Annotated in this window: 12 protein-coding genes; 4 read left to right on the top strand and 8 right to left on the bottom strand. The window is 70.5% G+C overall.

All coding sequences use genetic code 11. The annotated features are described in order from the left end of the window. Positions 1-131 precede the first annotated feature (131 nt). Positions 132-1,100, top strand: a complete 969-nt coding sequence (locus tag EIL87_RS16040) for a DNA recombination protein RmuC (RefSeq protein WP_407690548.1) — start codon at positions 132-134, stop codon at positions 1,098-1,100. A 53-nt stretch (positions 1,101-1,153) separates the two neighbouring features. Here the strand turns inward: EIL87_RS16040 and EIL87_RS16035 are convergent, their stop codons facing one another. Continuing rightward, complete coding sequence (locus EIL87_RS16035; RefSeq protein ID WP_125091342.1) at positions 1,154-2,146, bottom strand: alpha/beta hydrolase; 993 nt, start codon at positions 2,144-2,146, stop codon at positions 1,154-1,156. Positions 2,147-2,443: 297 nt separating this feature from the next. Here EIL87_RS16035 and EIL87_RS16030 point away from each other — a divergent pair, with 297 nt between their 5' ends. After that, positions 2,444-3,559 (top strand): alcohol dehydrogenase catalytic domain-containing protein, encoded by a 1,116-nt coding sequence (locus EIL87_RS16030; protein WP_233576290.1) that lies wholly within the window; start codon positions 2,444-2,446, stop codon positions 3,557-3,559. Here the strand turns inward: EIL87_RS16030 and EIL87_RS16025 are convergent. After that, on the bottom strand, positions 3,497-5,008 hold the full coding sequence (locus tag EIL87_RS16025) for an FGGY-family carbohydrate kinase (protein ID WP_125091341.1): 1,512 nt from the start codon (positions 5,006-5,008) through the stop codon (positions 3,497-3,499). The genes EIL87_RS16030 and EIL87_RS16025 overlap by 63 nt on opposite strands. Further along, positions 5,005-6,429 carry an L-fucose/L-arabinose isomerase family protein gene (locus EIL87_RS16020; protein WP_125091340.1) on the bottom strand — a complete coding sequence of 475 codons (1,425 nt, stop codon included), beginning with the start codon at positions 6,427-6,429 and terminating at the stop codon, positions 5,005-5,007. The genes EIL87_RS16025 and EIL87_RS16020 overlap by 4 nt, the downstream gene beginning before the upstream one ends. A 193-nt stretch (positions 6,430-6,622) precedes the next feature. On the opposite strand from EIL87_RS16020, the gene EIL87_RS16015 reads away from it, so the two are divergent. Then, on the top strand, positions 6,623-7,615 hold the full coding sequence (locus EIL87_RS16015; protein ID WP_125091339.1) for a LacI family DNA-binding transcriptional regulator: 993 nt from the start codon (positions 6,623-6,625) through the stop codon (positions 7,613-7,615). A 64-nt stretch (positions 7,616-7,679) separates the two neighbouring features. On the opposite strand, the gene EIL87_RS16010 is transcribed toward EIL87_RS16015, so the two are convergent. From EIL87_RS16010 to EIL87_RS15995, 4 genes are all read right to left on the bottom strand, one after another. After that, entirely contained in the window at positions 7,680-10,010 is a 2,331-nt protein-coding gene (locus tag EIL87_RS16010; protein WP_125091338.1) for a glycoside hydrolase family 172 protein, read from the bottom strand. 437 nt (positions 10,011-10,447) lie between these two features. Continuing rightward, on the bottom strand, positions 10,448-11,455 hold the full coding sequence (locus EIL87_RS16005; protein WP_125091337.1) for a substrate-binding domain-containing protein: 1,008 nt from the start codon (positions 11,453-11,455) through the stop codon (positions 10,448-10,450). Between the two features lie 24 nt (positions 11,456-11,479). Continuing rightward, positions 11,480-12,520, bottom strand: a complete 1,041-nt coding sequence (locus tag EIL87_RS16000) for an ABC transporter permease (protein ID WP_407690544.1) — start codon at positions 12,518-12,520, stop codon at positions 11,480-11,482. Continuing rightward, positions 12,517-14,103, bottom strand: coding sequence for a sugar ABC transporter ATP-binding protein (locus EIL87_RS15995; protein ID WP_125091587.1), 1,587 nt, complete (start codon positions 14,101-14,103; stop codon positions 12,517-12,519). Before EIL87_RS15995 ends, EIL87_RS16000 begins: the two co-directional genes overlap by 4 nt. Before the next feature lie 331 nt (positions 14,104-14,434). Between EIL87_RS15995 and EIL87_RS15990 the strand changes: the two genes are divergently transcribed. Next, positions 14,435-15,208, top strand: coding sequence for a DUF6542 domain-containing protein (locus EIL87_RS15990; RefSeq protein WP_125091336.1), 774 nt, complete (start codon positions 14,435-14,437; stop codon positions 15,206-15,208). A gap of 136 nt (positions 15,209-15,344) precedes the next feature. Here the strand turns inward: EIL87_RS15990 and EIL87_RS15985 are convergent, their stop codons facing one another. Next, the gene (locus EIL87_RS15985) at positions 15,345-16,373 is read right to left on the bottom strand and encodes a 4-hydroxy-3-methylbut-2-enyl diphosphate reductase (protein WP_125091335.1); all 1,029 of its coding nucleotides are present in this window, start codon (positions 16,371-16,373) and stop codon (positions 15,345-15,347) included. Between the last annotated feature and the right edge of the window lie 89 nt (positions 16,374-16,462).

The following is a 16,462-nucleotide window of genomic DNA, read 5'->3' as shown; positions in this document are numbered from 1 at the left end:
ATCAAGCCGGGTGAACCCCCCAGGACACTTCGGCGTGTCGCAGTCCTTCACCCCGAAGCGTGACACCGGGATCACCACCCGCGATCACGGACCTGCGTGCCGGAGTGATCTTGTCGGGCCGGTCCGGGATGATGGCGGTGTCCGCTCGTCGAGAGGGAGGTCGTGTGGGGACTGGGGTGCTGGTCGCGTTCGTCGTCGTGCTGATCCTGCTGGTCGCGGCGGCACTGATGCTGCTCTGGCGGCTCTACAGCGACAGCGCCCGCCGAGCCGACGACGCGCTGCGCATGGTGGAGGCGGAACGCGCCCGCAGCACCGCGCAGCAAGCCGCGCTGCGGCGCTACGAGGTCGCGTTCGCGTCGATCACCGGTCGCGGTGAGCTGGGCGAGCAGGTGCTGGTGGAGACCGCGCGGTCGCTGGGCCTGCGCGAAGGCATCCACTTCACGCTGCAGACCGACCTCGCCGGTGGCGGCGCCGCGCGACCGGACATGGTGCTCGAAGTCGGCGGCGGCAGGCAGGTCCCGGTCGACTCCAAGGCGAGCCTGGCGGTGTGGGCCGAGGCGATGGAGACCGACGACCCCGAGGAGCGCGCTGAAGCGCTGCGGGTGCACGTGCGCAACATCCGCTCCCGCGCGACCGAGCTGGCGAGCAAGGGCTACCAGCGCTGGGCGGACGCGATCTACGGCTCCATCATGTTCGTCCCCTCCGACGCCGCCGTCATCGCCGCTCTGGACACCGACCCGCAACTGCTGTCCTGGCTGCTGAGCAAGCGTGTGTTCCTCTGCGGCCCCACGGGTTTCGCGGTGCTGGGCTCGGCGGCGATGTTCGCCTCGACCGAGCGCACGCTCGCCGAGGACATCGAGCAGGTCCGCAGCCAGGCGGTCCGCTCGCAGCGTGCGGCCACCAACGCGGTCGAAGCGGTCAACCTCTCCAGCACGCACCTGCAGCGCTTCGTCTCGGCGCGACGCCGGGAACTCGACGCCCTGGAGGCGTTCCGCAACTCCGTCCAACCCCTCGCCGAGACAGCGGGTTCCGGCGAGGTCGCCGAGGTCCGCCGCGAAGACGACGTCTCCCTCAACGGCGCCGACGCCACTCACAACTGACCCGCAGCTCCGAGCTTCCAGCCGGGCGAGCCGCGTGTCCAGCGGGAACTTCGTCAGACGTGGGTGCGGACGAAGATGTCGAGGGTGTCGACGACGAGGGCGGTCTGGGGTCCAACGCCGAAGCCGTGGTCGAGGCCCTGGTAGGGGTGCACCTCGGCGGTGACACCGGAGCTGCGCAGCGTTTCGGCGAAGTCGAGGCTCTGGTCCAGCGGTACGAGCGAGTCGGCGGTCCCCTGCTGGATCAGGAACGGCGGTTCGTCACCGGAGACGTTGCGCACCGGATACCGGCCTGGCCTGCGAAGTCCAGGGCGGCGGTGCGCGCTGGGCGACCACCACCCGCAGGCTCCGGCGCTACTGGCGGCGTCGGCGACGTCGGGGCAGTCGACCGGCAGGCAGCCGAGCAGACCGGCCACGGCCCGACGCACGTAGTCCTGCAGCCGAGGGTGCTCGTGCTGCGCCTCGGCGCTGAGATCGCTCGGCCCGAACCAGTCGACGACCGCCCGAATCCCGGTCAACCCGCCACCCGGCTCGGCAGGATCGCCGGCGACCATCCCGAGCTGCGAGACCAGGTGTCCGCCCGCCGACGCTCCCCAGAGCGCCCGGTCCGGGTCCAGCCCCCAGCGCGCGGAGCGCGCCTGCAACCAGCGCACCGCATCGGCGACGTCGACGACCTGCGCGGGCGACCGCGCGACCCCGCTCAGCCGGTAGTCCACTGTGGCTACCGCGTACCCGCGCTCCCACAGCCGTTGCGCTGCAGGGGCTTCCGGTGCGGACGCGTCGGCGTCGAGGGTGCGCACGCCGGCGTCCCACCCGCCACCGTGCACGTACACCACCAGCGGGGTCGCGACGCCTCGGCGCGGCGGCACGAACAGGTCCAGGCGCAGGGCCCCGGTGTCGCGCTGGGCGTAGACCTGGTGCCGGAACACCTGCTGCGCGCCCAGGTCTCGCACCGGCCCAGCGGGCACGTCGTCAGCCTCGGGCCGGGAGCAGCCGGTCGCCACCAACACGACCAGGACCAACCCGGGCGCGAGAACACGCCGTGCCACGACGACCTCCCACGACCTCGCACCTCATCACTCGAAGGCGTGAGCTCAACAAGATCGCAAGGCCCCTGACCTGAAACCACGAGAACTCCCGCGACCAGGCCTGAGCACCGAAATTCCGACCGCCGCGAGCTCCGAATTCCCGCGCACGAACCTCACGCCGTCACCGCCAAGACAGCCATCCCTGGGCCGTCACCTCCTGCGAGGGACGAGAGTGCACATCGCGGCTCCGCGCGAAGAGGGTGGCAGTCTCCTCCCGCTCACGCGGGTTCATCCACGCGTGGTCGTAGAGTGCGGGGCATGCGGGCTGTGGTGATCACCTCCGGCGGGAGCTTCCGCCTGGAGGATCGGCCGGACCCGGCGGCAGGGCCCGGAGAAGTGGTCGTTCGCGTGCGCGCCGCGGGTCTCAACGCTGCCGATCTCCAGCAGGCGCGTGGTGACTACCCGGCGCCGCCGGGATGGGCCGCCGACGTACCCGGCCTGGAGGTCGCTGGAGAAGTCGAGCGCGTGGGAAGCGCCGTGAGCGGGTTCTCCACCGGAGACCGCGTCATGGCGCTGGTCGGAGGCGGCGGTCACGCGGAGCGGATCACCGTCCCGGCCGATCTCCTGCTCGCAGTGCCCGATGGCCTGTCGTGGCAGGAGGCCGGCGGCTTCCCAGAAGCCTTCAGCACCGCCTGGGACGCCCTGATCACCCAAGCGCAGGTCCACGCAGGCGACCGCGTGCTGATCACCGGTGCCGCAGGCGGCGTGGGAACGGCCATGGTGCAGGTGGCCGCGATTTCCGGAGCGCACACCGTGGCGAGCGTGCGCCGTCCCGAGCTCCACGACGAGGTGACGGCGCTAGCCCCGGACGGCACGCACGTGGACGTCGTCACTCCCGCGGACGAAGCGCGGCACGGGCCCTACGACGTGATCGTGGAACTCGTAGGCGGGCAGGACTGCCTCGACCGGGTCAGCCTGCTGCGCAGCGGCGGCACGGTCCTCGTCGTCGGTGTTCAGGCCGGCGCCACGGTTCCCCTGCGGATGTTCGACCTCATGCTGGTTCGAGGCCATCTGATCGGAACGACCATCCGAGGCCGGCCGCCCGCGGAGAAAGCACTGCTCGCCGACCAGGTTCGCACCGCGGTGCTCCCCTCCTCGCCCACCGCCGCCTGCGGGTCCCCGTGGACGCGTCCTTCGCCCTCGAGCAGCACGCCAGGGGACATGCCCGGCTCGCAGGCCCGGGGAAGTTCGGCAAGGTCGTCTTCACCTGCGGATGACATCGCGCTCCCACGCGAAACCCGCTGCACAGCCCGGAACGCCCGTCCCGGTCCGGATCATCGCGGTGTTCCGGACCGGGACCTGGGAAGGCGGTCAGCGTTGCTGGTCGGCTGCGTGTTGTTCGGCGGCGAGGAAGTGGGCGATGCGGGACGTTGATTCGTAGAGGTCGCGGTAGTGGCCGTAGTAGGCCTCGTAGCGCTCGGTGTTGGCGGGGTTCGGGCGGACCGTGTCCACGATCGGGTTCCAGTTGTCCGGGTCGACCGCCTCACCCGTGCCGATGCCCGCGAGCAGGGCGTTGCCGTAGGCGGCGCCGACCGTCTCCGCGGGGAGCTGCTGTTCCTTGCCGGTGATGTCGGAGACGACCTGCGTCCACAGACCGCCCTGCGTACCACCGCCGACCGCGACCAGGCGGCGTGCGGAACCACCCGCCTGCCCCATCGCCTCGAGGTTGTGCCGGACGCCGAAGGAGATGCCCTCCAGCGCTGCCCGGTACAGCTCGGCGCGACCGTGGTCCAAGGTCAGGCCGGCCAGCACACCCCGGGCCGAGGGGTCGAAGATCGGCGTGCGCTCCCCGGCGAAGTAGGGCAGCAGCAGCAGACCTCGCGACCCGGCCGGGACCGTGGCCGCTTCGGAGACCAGCTGGGCGAAGTCCCCCTCGACGAGCCCGCGCAGCCAGTCGGTGACCGCTCCGGAGGTCGCCATGCCCGCCGCCAGCGTGTACGTGTCCGGGAAGGCTCCGCAGGTAGCCCACAGCGCCGGGTGCGGCGTGACCTCGTCGAGGACCTCGACGAAGAACATCGTGGTCCCGTACATCAGCATCACGTCACCGGGCGCGCGCACGCCGACGCTGGTCGCCTCGGCCCAGGCGTCGACCGTGCCCGCGGTGACCGGAAGTCCTTCCGGCAGACCGGTTTCGGCCGCCGCTTCGGCACCGACGCGCCCGACGACCTCGGTCGGCCACGCCAGCTCCGGCAGCGGTAGGTCGGGGGCCACGCGCGCGGCCCACTCCGCCGACCAGTCCCTGGCCTGCAGGTCGTAGATCGGGTCGCACTGGCTGGCCGAGTGGTGGTCGAGCACGTACCGCCCGGTGAGCCGGTGCACCAGGTAGGAGCTGCACATCAGCAGCATCTCGGAGCGCCGGTAGACCTCGGGTTCGTGCTTGGCCAGCCAGCGGATCTTCGGCCCGACCGCCTGGCTGGACAGCGCCGAACCGCCGCGCCGCAGGACCTCCTCAGCGCCGAGTTCGGCGGTCAGCTCGTCGATCTCCTCGGTCGCCCGGGTGTCGACGCCGTAGAGGATCGCCTGGCGCAACGGTTTTCCGCTGCCGTCGGCGGGCAGCAGCACCGGGCCGATGCCGCTCACGCCCAGCCCGGCGAGCTGGTAGCCCTCGGCGGCGGGCAGCAGCTCCCTGGTCAGCTCCAGGAAGTCGGCCCACCACACCGATTCCGGGTCGTGCTCGACCCAGCCCGGGTGCGGGTGCGCGGTCGTGTGCGGCCGACTGGCCCGCGCGACGATCGTGCCCGAGGTGTCCACCAGCACGCCCTTGGAGCTGGAGGTGCCGATGTCGATGCCGAGCAGGACCGCGCGCGAGTGCTGAGCACTCACGACCCCGACCCCCGGCTCCACTCGTCCACCCGGACGTCCAGCTGCTCGGCCACGGCCCGCAGCGCGGCCCGGTGGTCACCGGGCACGGCGTGGATGTGGTTGGCACCGAACTTCGAGAGGAACACCTCGCCCGGCGCGTCCAGCCGCGCGAACGCGTGCGGCCACTCCGGGGTGGACTGGTCGACCAGCGTCTTGTTCGTCGCCTCGTCGTAGTTCTCGAACTCGCCCAGCATCAGCTGCAGCCGGTAGTCGCCGTTCTCCCTGGTCAACCGGCCGAGGGTCATCTGGCCCGGAGCGGCGATGTGCTGGACCGAGGCTCCGCCGGCCGGGAAGAAGAACACCTCCGGGTAGAAGTTGACCTTCGACAGGTTCTCCGCCGGGTCGTCGCTGCGCGCGGCGTACCAGGTGGCGTGCTGACCGGAGTTGCAGAGGTCCCAGATGTCGCGGTCGGCGTGGTAGTGGCGGACGTCGGCGAACAGCACCGGGGTGCCGGAGATCGCCTTGAACAGCTGCATCGTCAGCGCGCCGTCCATGTCGGCCTCGGTGGCGCAGACGTGCGGCTCCTTGGGGCCGTTCCAGTCGTAGGGGTCGTTGAGGAACGCCTCCGTCACGTCCATCGTCGCGAAGTTCTCGGTGAGCTCGGGCTGCGCCTTGATCCCCGAGAAGTCCAGGTTGCGCTCGTCGATGATGTCCCGGATCGCCAGGTAGGAGCGGATCTGGCGCTCCAGCAGCTCAGGCGTGAGCTTGTCGCCGTCGTAGTGCACCCCGGCCGCGTGCTGCTCGATCCACTCGCGGGCCTTCTTCGCCTCGGCCCCGTCGGCCTGCTCGGCGCGCAGCACGAGCTCGTACTGGTCGATCTCCTCGACGTCGACGCCGAACTTGCGCATCCACTGGTCGGTGTTGGCCACCGCGGTGTTCATGCCCATGGGGCGGCCGCCGAAGCGGCCGAAGGTGGAGCCGTGCAGCGAGCTCACCGCCGCCGAGGCCTGCGCCTGCACGCCGATCTTGGCGACCAGCTCGGCGTCGTCGGGCGCGCCCCAGGCGCGGGTGTGCCGGCGGCCGATCTGGTCCAGCGCGCCACCGGCGGCGAGCATCCCGACCAGGCCCGGCTCGGTCGGGTCGGTGCTGGCCACCAGCACCAGCGGGCTGCGGGTGGCGTCCGCGGCCAGCATCGTGAAGTGCGGGAACGACCAGACCGCGTAGTAGAAGACCGTGACGTCCACATCGGCGGCCGCGACCTCGCGGGCGACCGACACGGCCAGGGAGTTGGTGGCGACGAGGTCGGAGCCCACGACGACCTCGTGCCCGGCCGCCCGCAGCGAGGCGACCAGGGCATCCTGTTTGGACTGGATGAAATCCGCATTGCGGGCGTGCACGTGACCACGCCCGTCCGAGATGCTGACGACCCCGATGCGAGCCACAGTTCCTCCAAGTTCGCTTCACAGGCGGCGTTGACTGCTTGCAGAACCGGCGTGCGCAGGTGCCAGGCCGAATCGCTTCCACAATCTCGCGAATCAACGTGAGCAATCGTTTTCTCGGACGCTATTCTTGCCTGATACGGGCTGTCAAGGCGGGTGGCGCACCGTCACTCGCCCAGCGGTGAGGGAGGAAGCCGTGGCGACCATCAGCGACGTGGCGACCCGCGCGGGAGTGTCCACGGCGACCGTCTCCCGCGCCCTCAACGGCAAGGCGACCGTTGACCCGGAACTGGCGGCGCGCGTGCTCGCCGCCGCCGAGGAGCTCGGCTACCGCCCCAACGGCCCCGCCCGCAACTTGCGCAAGCAGGAGACCGCGGTGCTGGCGCTGATCATCTCCGACGTCGAGAACCCGTTCTTCACCGCGATCGCCCGCGGCGTGGAGGACGTGGCGCACGAGGCCGGCTACTCGCTGGTGCTGTGCAACTCCGACGACACCCCGGAGAAGGAGCGCGAGTACGTCGACGTCGCGCTGCAGGAGCGCGTCGCCGGGGTGCTGCTCTCCCCCACCGGCAACGAGGACACCGCGACGCTGCTGGCCCGGCACAGCACCCCGGTGGTGGCGGTGGACCGGCCGCTCCCGGAGCGCGCGAGCGACGCCGTGCTGGTGGACAACCGGCTGGCGGCCAAGCACGCGACGCTGCACCTGGCCGGGCAGGGCTACGGCCGCATCGGCTGCCTCACCGGCCCCAGCGGGGTGCCCACGGCCGACGACCGCCTCACCGGCTACCGCGACGGGCTGCGCGCGGCGAAGGTCGCCGCCTCGAGCTCGCTGGTGCGGCGTTCCCGGTTCAAGGCCGAGGGTGCGCAGCAAGCCGCGCACGCCCTGCTCACCCAGGACGACCCGCCGGACGCGCTGCTGGTCGGCAACAGCACGATGGCCGTCGGCGTGCTGGAGGCGTTAGCCGCGCTGCACCTCAAGCCCGGCCGCGACGTGGGGCTGGTCGCCTTCGACGACGCCCCCTGGACCACCCTGCTGGACCCGCCGCTGTCGGTGGTGGCCCAGCCCGCCTACGACATCGGCGCCCTGGCAGCCCGGCTCCTGCTGGAGCGCATCACCGGCGAGCGCACCGACACGTCCACCACGACCCTCTCCGCCCACCTGGTCGTCCGGGGCAGCTCCTCCTGCTGACCGCCCACCGCGCAGAAGAGCGGTCCCCGGATCGCGCAGACCCGGAGACCGCTCCCGGGGGAGCTCAGTCCCAGTTAGGCAGGAGGCCTGCCATGCCGCCGCTGGTCGGCGCGGGTTCCGACGGTTCCGGTTCCGCCGGTGCCGACTCGGTCGGTGACTCCTGGCCCGGGTCCTGCGGAGCCGTGGGAGCAGGCTGGGACGGAGGCTGCGTCGGCGCCGGGGATGTCGGCGGCAGGGACGGCGGGACCTCCGGAGGCGGCGGTCCCACCGGCAGGCTGCGACCGGCCGGAGCTCCGTACCAGTAGGCCGTGGAGCTGTAGTCGCCCGGCTCGTCGTTGGCCGGGCCGTGCTCGATGCCCGCGACCAGCCCGTTCCGGAAGGACACCGCGTCACCGACCATCAGCCGGTAGGCACCGGTGCAGTCGAACTCGCAACCGTCCTGGTTCACCTCGTGACCGGGGTTGCCGGCCTGCGGCATGGAGAAGGTGGTGCCGAACCGGAAGTACCAGCCGGACTCGTAGAAGTCCTCGGTGCCAGTGCCGTGCCAGGCCGGTTCCTGCGCCCCGTCGACGTAGAACCGCTCGTCACCCTCCAGGTAGTTGCGCGGGTTGGACTCGGCGCGCGCCGTGGAGTGCGGCAGCACGCTGGACTTGGTCTCGTTGAGCGGGATCAGCCCGCGCATGGTGTGCGAGACCCCGTAGAAGGTGCCCGCTCCCGGGGCGTCCAGGAAGTTCCAGTCCTGGCCCGGAGTCGTCGTGCCGCGCTTGTGGGTGGCGTGGAAGTGGCCGCTGCCCTCGTCGACCCCGCCGGGGCCGGTGACGATCTCGGCGGTGGCGCCCTGGATCGGGACCCCGCTGCCGTTGACGATCTCCACCTCGGCGCTCTCGTTGAACGGCATCGGCCACCAGGAGGTGTACCAGCCGTCCATGCCGGGGTCGACGGAGCTCATCATGGTGCGCACGTCGTGCTCGCCGAGCCCGGTGCCGAAGAACTCCCCGATCGGGGCGTCCACTGTGGTCTTCCCGTCGAAGGTGATGCGCAGCCGCGCGCCTTCCAGCAGCGCGTCCGAGGCCGCCACCTCCTCCCGCGGAGTCGTGTACCGGCCGTGCAGCTTCGAGCGCTCGAAGACCGGGTTGTCGATCTGGTACCCGTGCGCGCCCTCTTCGCCCGGGTGCCCGGGTCCGAGGTCGAGGACGTCGGTGCGCACCCACTCGCCGTTGACCAGGCTCTGCACGTCGTAGCGGAACTCGTTGACGTCCAAGGAGGACGAGACGAAGCGGTTCTCGACGTCGATCGAGGAACGGCCGGCGGTGATCTGCCCGGGGACCTCGATCGCCTCCACGCCCCACAGGCCGGGCGCTGCGGCGCCGCTGCGCCATTCGCCGACGGGCTGGCCGTTGACCGCGACGCTCGCCACCTGGTCGGCGACCTGCGGGTCGAACCGGCGGATCAGGCGGACACCTTCGTTGTTCGGGGCCACCCGCATCCGGAACCGGCTGCCGCCGCCCTGGCCGAAGGCCATGCCGTCGTCGACGACCTGCGGTGCCGCGGCGACCTGGGGCAGTCGCACCCGCAGCTGGTTGATCCGGGCCGGGCCGGACACCTCGGCGACGGTGTGCGCAGCGCCGGGCGCGAGGTCGAAGTCGCTGCGCTCCGCGTCACCGCCGGTGGCGTTCTTCGGGTCGGACACGCCGAAGCCCTGCATCCTGGTGATGACGTCGGTGGCCGGGTCCGCGGGGTCGAAGGTCTGCACGCCTTCCGCGTCGGGGAAGCTCCGGTAGTTCACGTGGTAGAAGTTCGGGTTGTTCTGCACGGTCACGCGCATCGACTCGCGGAACGGCATCGGCACCTTGCTGACGACGCCGCCGGCGGCGTCGTCGGCGTTGCCGACCAGCGGCCACACGAACGGAGCTCCGACCCTGCCGCTGACGACGTCGATGAACGGCGCGTCGAGGACGGTGCGCCCGTCGAGCTCGACGATGATGTTGCCGGTCGCGGTGACGTCGCCGCCCGGTTCCCGGGTGCTCCACAACCCGGAGATCTCACCCGGTCCGGTGTGCTCGGCGATCACGCAACCGCGCTCGGACTCGTGCAGGCACGAGTAGGTGCCCTCGAAACCGTCGTTGTTGCCGCCGGACCGGTCGAAGCTGGAGTGCTGCAACGACTGCTCGGCGCCGCGCAGCCGCGGCATGTCGTCGAAGTTCCGGTAGGACTCCCAGCCGACCTGCCCCTTGCTGGGTGGTGGCGCGGGTTGCTGGGCGTGTGCCCGGACGGTCGCGAACCCGGCGTCGGCCACCACCGCTGCAGCGGCGAGCGAGAAGACACCTAGGTAGGCGGCGAGCCGGCGGGACCGCCGGCGGGCGTCGCTGCGCGACGGTGCGGAGCGTTCTGTCATCGTGCTCGCCCTCCCTGCGGACAGCACTGTCCACAGCAGACAGTTCTGCCTGATTCCGGTTCCGGAGAATCGTGATGCGCTCGTACTAGGTGGTGGTTTCCAACCGATGCGGATCCGGCAAGATCTCAAAGCGCGATCAAGCGCAGCGTAAGAAATGGCCTCCCGGACGGCAACAAGAAGCGGACACGGAATAGTCATCGATGCGCGAATTCACTCAATAAGATGGTCTCCGGTGTGTCGCTGTAACGACAGCCGCCAACCAGGTGTTTCTGCTTGCCGGGCAGTGGAATTCAGCTGGCCGCGCGGCGCGTCGAACCAGTTGTGAAGCATTGTCGCAGCACGAAAAAGCCGCAGCGCTGACCACAGCGCTGCGGCGGGATGGAGTGGGGTCGCGGGCCTTTCGGCGGCATCACCCGGAAAGGCCCGCGTCCGCTTGTCTAACCCTGGTTGAGCCGGTTGTAGACCTCGTTCGCGTTCTCCTTCGTGATCAGCTCCGTTTGCAGGGTTTGCGTCTTGGGCACCTGCTGGCAGTCCACGAGCAGCTTCTTGGCGGCCTCGACGGCTTCCGCACCACCGGTCGGGTAGAGGTTGGTGGCCTGCAACCGGCCTTCCTCCACGGCCTTGATGCCGCCGGACGGGATCGGCAGTCCGTCGATGCCCACGAACTTCAGGTCCTGGCGGTTGGCGGCCTGCGCGGCCAGCCAGGCACCTTCGGCCATCGGGTCGTTCTGCGCGTAGACGGCCTTGATGTCCGGGTGGGCCTTGAGCAGCGCGTCCATCTTCTGCTGGCCCACCGAGCGCTCCCACTCGCCGTCGGCGGTGGCCACGACCTCGATCTTGGAGCCGGCGATGCCCTGCTTGAAACCCTCTTCGCGTTCAGCGGCCGGGGTCGAGCCGGACAGGCCCTTGATCTGCACGATCTTGCCGCCCTCCGGCAGCAGCGTGTTCTTGAAGAACTCGCCCGCCTGCCGACCGATGGCGACGTTGTCCGCGCCGATGTAGGTCGTGTAGGCGTCGCCGTCGACCTTGCGGTCCAGCACCACCACGGGGATGCCCTGGTTGTAGGCCTTGCGCACCACGTCGGTCAGCGGGGCCGCTTCGTTCGGCGAGATCATCAGCAGGTCCACCTGCTTCGTGATGAAGTTCTCGACGTCCGTGACCTGCTTGGAGTTGTCCTTCGCGGCGTCGGAGAACTGCACCTCCTCGAACTGCGGGACCTTCTCCGCTGCCTTGCGGATGTCGTCGTCCATCCGCACCCGGTAGGGCTCGGCGAGGTTCGCCTGGCTCATCCCGATGGTGTACTTGCCGTCCGGTCCCTTGCAGTTCTGCGTCGGGTTCTGAGGCTGGACCTGCCCGGTGTTCTCGCTGGTGGTCCCGCAACCGGCGGCGGCGAACGCGACCGCGGCGCACGTGATCGCGACCAAGGACCCCGTTGTCTTGCGCATCGTGCTCCCTTCGGTAGATCTCCCTCACGCCGTGGGACGCAGGCGCTGCAGCGCCGCCGCCGCGACGATCACCAGTCCTTTGATGAGCAATTGCAGATCGGTGTTGACGCTGTTCAGGCTCAAGATGTTGTTGAGGATGCCCAGCAGCAGGGCGCCGGCGATGGTGCCGATCACCGAGCCGCGGCCACCGGCCAGGCTGGTGCCGCCGACGACCACCGCGGCGATCCCGTCCAGCTCGTAAGCGGTTCCGTCGTTGGGGCTGCCCGCGTTGAGCTGCCCGGCGTGCACGATGCCGGCCAGCGCGGCGCAGAACCCCGCGATGACGAAAGCGATGATCTTGACCCGGTTGACCGGCACACCCGAGAGCCGAGCCGCCTTCTCGTTGCCGCCGATCGCGTACAGGTGCCGGGAGTAGGCGCTGGAGCGCAGGAACAGGATGGCCAGCACGGCCACAGCGGCGAAGATGAGCGCGGGGATCGGCACCACGCCGCCGAAAGTCCGCTCCCCCAGCAGCGAGAACAGCATCGGCGCCTGTCCGGGGCCGTCGCCGTAGGAGATCTGCACGGTCTCCCCGCCGGACCACATGCGCGCCAGCCCGCGCGCGATCTGCAGCCCGGCCAGGGTGACGATGAACGCCTGCACCCCCAGCAACGCCACTGCGGCGCCTTGCAGGAACCCGAAGGCGATCCCGGCCAGCAGCACCACGGCGACCGTGGTCCACACGCCGTACCCGCTGTCGACCATGAGCACGGCCGAGCCGACCGCGGCCAAGCCCAGCACCGAACCGACCGACAGGTCGATCCCGCCGATGAGGATGACGAAGGTCAGCCCGATCGCGATGATCCCGATCTCGGAGACCGCGCGCACGATGTTGAACAGGTTGTCGCTGCTCAGGAACAGGATCTGACCGTCGTTGCGCGGCGAGAAGATCACCGCCGCGATGAACACCGCGACCAGGCCGAAGAAACTCTGGAACTTGAACAGGGTCTCGACGGTGTCGGCCCGCTTGGAGCGCTGCGCGGGCAGGTCCCCGGGCGCGGGCCGCTGCTCCGTCTGGTTGCTCAATTCGCACCTCCCCCGGTGCTCTGCCCGGTGCCGACGGCCGGCCCCGGTCGATTCCCGTTGCGCTCGCCCATCGCGGCCGCCAGGAGTTCCGCCTCCCCGGTTCGGTCGGTGTCGAACTCGGCGACGCTGCGACCGGCGCGCAGCACGACCACCCGGTGGCACACCCCGACCAGCTCGGGGAGTTCCGAGGACGCCAGCAGCACGCCGATGCCACGACCGGCGATCTCAGAGAGCAGTTGGTAGATCTCGGCCTTCGCGCCGATGTCCACACCCCGCGTCGGGTCGTCGAGCAGCAGCAGCTTGGGCTCGGTGAGCAGCATGCGCCCGAAGACGACCTTCTGCTGGTTACCACCGGAAAGGGTGCCCACCGCGTCGGTGATGCGGTCGAGCTTGACCTTGAGCTGCTCGACGCTGCGCTGGGTGGCGGTCACCTCGGACTTGCGGCGCACCAGACCGGCGACGCCGATCCGGTCGAGCACCGAGACCACGGTGTTGGCCAGGACCGAGTGCCCGAGCACCAGACCGGAACTGCGCCGGTCCTCGGGGACGAAGGCGATTCCCGAGCGCAGCGCACGGCGCGGACCCCCAGGCCGCACCGGACGCCCCTCGAGCGTGACCTCACCTTCCCACGTGCCCGGCGAACCTGCGCCGTAGAGCGACTCCAGCAACTCGGTCCGGCCGGCTCCCAGCAACCCGCACAGACCCACGATCTCGCCGCGCCGCACGGTCAGGTCGATGCCGTCGGGCTCGCGCCTGCCGACCCGCGCCCGCTTGGGGTGGACGGTGAAACCCTTGACGTGCAGCAGTTCTTCGCCGACCTCGGTGGTGTGGGAGTGGAACCGGGTCTGCACCGAGCGACCCACCATCGCCTCGGCCGCTTGCTCGGCGGTCATCTCCCGCGCGTCGAACTCGGCGACCTTGCGGCCGTTGCGCAGCACGGTGGCGCGGTCGGCGACCTGGCCGATCTCGTCCATCCGGTGCGAGATGTAGACGACGCCGGTCCCGGCGCGGCGCATCTCGCCGATGACGGCGAACAGCCGCTCGACCTCCGTTGTGGACAGTGCCGAGGTCGGCTCGTCCATGATGAGGACCTTCGCCTCCAGCGACAGCGCGCGGGCGATGGTGACCAGCTGCTGCTCACCGACCCGCAGTTCACCCACCGGGCGGTCCGGGTCGAGGTCGATGCCGGTGCGGCGCAGCAGCTCCCGGGTCCGCTCGGACATCGCCCGCCGGTCCACGACCCCCAGCCTGGTGCGCGGTTCGCGTCCCAGGTGGAGGTTCTCCGCGACGCTCAACGCGGGCACCAGGTCGAGTTCCTGGTGGATCATCGCGATGCCCGCGTGCTGGGCGTCCGCGGGTTTGGAGAACTGGACCGGGTGACCCTCGATCGCGATCTGGCCGCTGTGGTCGGTGACGTCTCCGGAGAGGACCTTCATCAGAGTGCTCTTGCCGGCCCCGTTCTCGCCGAGCAGGGCGTGCACCTCGCCGCCGCGGACCGCGAGGTCGACCGCGTCGCAGGCGAGCACACCGCCGTAACGCTTGGTGATGCCGGTCATCTCGACCAGCGGTGGCGCCGTGTTCATCCCGACCCCCGTCTCGTCGCTCACCCTGACGAGAAAACGATTGCTCGGACGCTAAGGTGGTCCCGCTCCTTGTGTCAAGGCTCACACGCTCTACCGTGCGATACGGCATCCATTTGGCTGCGCGAAGATCACGTGCTGGTCACGCCGCGTTGTGCTCTGCTCATCACCCGACGTGGGATGACGCGTCTGTTCTTCGAGACCGCTCTCGCGCTGAGGTACTGGACCGTTACCGTTGGGGGTTGTGACCGCGATCCGCGAGAGCCAGAGCGCTTCGACTGCCGGTAATGGCGCGCCCGAGTGGGCTGCGCGCTCCGCTTTCAGCACCCGAGGGGTGCCGCTGTGGGGCGCCGTGCTGCTGGCTGCCGTCCCGACCGCGCTCGGCACCCTGCTGGACACCCTGATCTGGGGACAACCCGGGTTCATCTTCAAGACGGCCTTCTTCCTCGGTTCCCTCGCCGCGGTCCTGCTGGTGCAGCGGCGCAGCGTCTTCGGTCCGATGGTGCAGCCGCCGCTCGTCCTCGGCATCGTGATGCCGGTCCTCGTCCTGCTTTCCGGTGCAGGCAGCACCTCGGGCGCGGGACTGGCGGGCAAGGCGTTGTCGGTCGCGCGTCCGCTGATCACCAGCTTCCCGATCATGGCCGGAGCCACCGCGGTTGCGCTCGGCATCGGGCTGCTCCGGATGTTCGTCACGCAGAAGGCCGAGACCGAGGACGACTTCGACCTGGGCGTCGACCCGGACGCCAAGACCAAGAAGGCCCGGCCGGTCGCACCGCCCCGCAAGAGGCCTGCCCGCGACGAAGCCCCGCGCAAGCGCCCCTCCGGCGAGCGCAAGCCGCGCGGAGAGGGGCGCACGTCCCGCGACGGTCGTGGCGACGACCGGCGTGCTGAGGGCAGGCAGCCCCGGGGCACCGGCCCGCGCGAGGCCCAAGGCCGCCCCAAGGGCGACCCCCGGCGTCGCGACGCGCCACCGGGCGGACGCCCCCGCCCCGCCAACGACCCGCGCGCGGGAGGCCCCCGTCCGCCTCGCCAAGGCGGCCCGGGACGGCCTCGTCCGCCGGAACCGCCGCCCGGCCCCGGCGGCCGTCCCCGCCGCCCGGGACCGTGAACGCCCCTTCAGGTCTCGCCTTCTCAGCGGTGCGTGCTGAGTCCCGCAGCTGGAACGACACCTCCTCGCACGACGACGCCGCCCGGCTCCGGATTCCGGAGCCGGGCGGCGTCGTCTGCGGTGGAGTTCCCCGGAGTCAGCGCACCGACTTGGGGTTGTCCTTGTTCTCGTCGAGGTCCTTGCGCAGCTCGCGCGGCAGCGCGAAGGTGACCTTCTCGTTGGCCGTGGTGACCTCTTCGACGTCGCCCCAGCCGCGCTCGGCGAGGTGGTCGAGGACCTGCAGCACCAGCACGTCCGGGACCGACGCACCGCTGGTGACGCCGACCGTTTCGACGCCCTCCAGCCAGGCGTCGTCGATCTGCGACGCGTAGTCGACGAGGTGCGAGGCGGAGGCGCCGGCCTGCAGCGCCACCTCGACCAGGCGCTTGGAGTTCGAGGAGTTCTGCGAGCCGACCACGATCACCAGGTCGCACTGCGGGGCCATCACCTTGACCGCCTGCTGGCGGTTGGAGGTGGCGTAGCAGATGTCGTCGCTGGGCGGGGCCTGCAGCGTCGGGTACTTCTCGCTGAGCTGGTCGACCCGCTCCATGGTCTCGTCGACGCTGAGGGTGGTCTGCGACAGCCAGACGACCTTGCTCGGGTCGCGGACCTGCACCTTGTCGACGTCCTCGGGCTTGTCCACCAGCTGCACGCGCTCGGGCGCCTCACCCGCGGTGCCCTCGACCTCCTCGTGGCCCTCGTGGCCGATCAGCAGGATGTCGTAGTCGTCGCGCGCGAAGCGGTTGACCTCCTTGTGCACCTTCGTCACCAGCGGGCAGGTGGCGTCGATGGTGCGCAGGTTGCGCTCCTCGGCCTCCTTGTGGACGGCCGGGGACACGCCGTGCGCGGAGAACACCACGAGGGCTCCCTCGGGCACCTCGTCGGTCTCGTCCACGAAGATGACGCCGCGCTCGGTCAGGGTGTCCACGACGTGCCGGTTGTGCACGATCTCCTTGCGGACGTAGACCGGCGGGCCGTAGGTCTCCAGGGCCTTCTCGACGGTGATGACAGCTCGGTCGACACCCGCGCAGTACCCACGGGGCTTGGCCAGCAGGACCCGCTTGGTCCGGCCGGCGTCGTCAACGGGGTCGGTTTCGAGGTCGCGGGCCTCGGGCGTGGTCGTCATGCCATCAAGGGTACGGATCCACGACCGCCCGCTCCGCCGCCGGTGGGTGCTCGCTGTCACTCCGTCGAGGGGTGCATCCGCACTCCGCC

The sequence above is a fragment of the Saccharopolyspora rhizosphaerae genome, from assembly GCF_003931915.1.
Lineage (GTDB): Bacteria > Actinomycetota > Actinomycetes > Mycobacteriales > Pseudonocardiaceae > Saccharopolyspora > Saccharopolyspora rhizosphaerae.
This window is presented reverse-complemented; position numbering and strand designations above follow the sequence as displayed.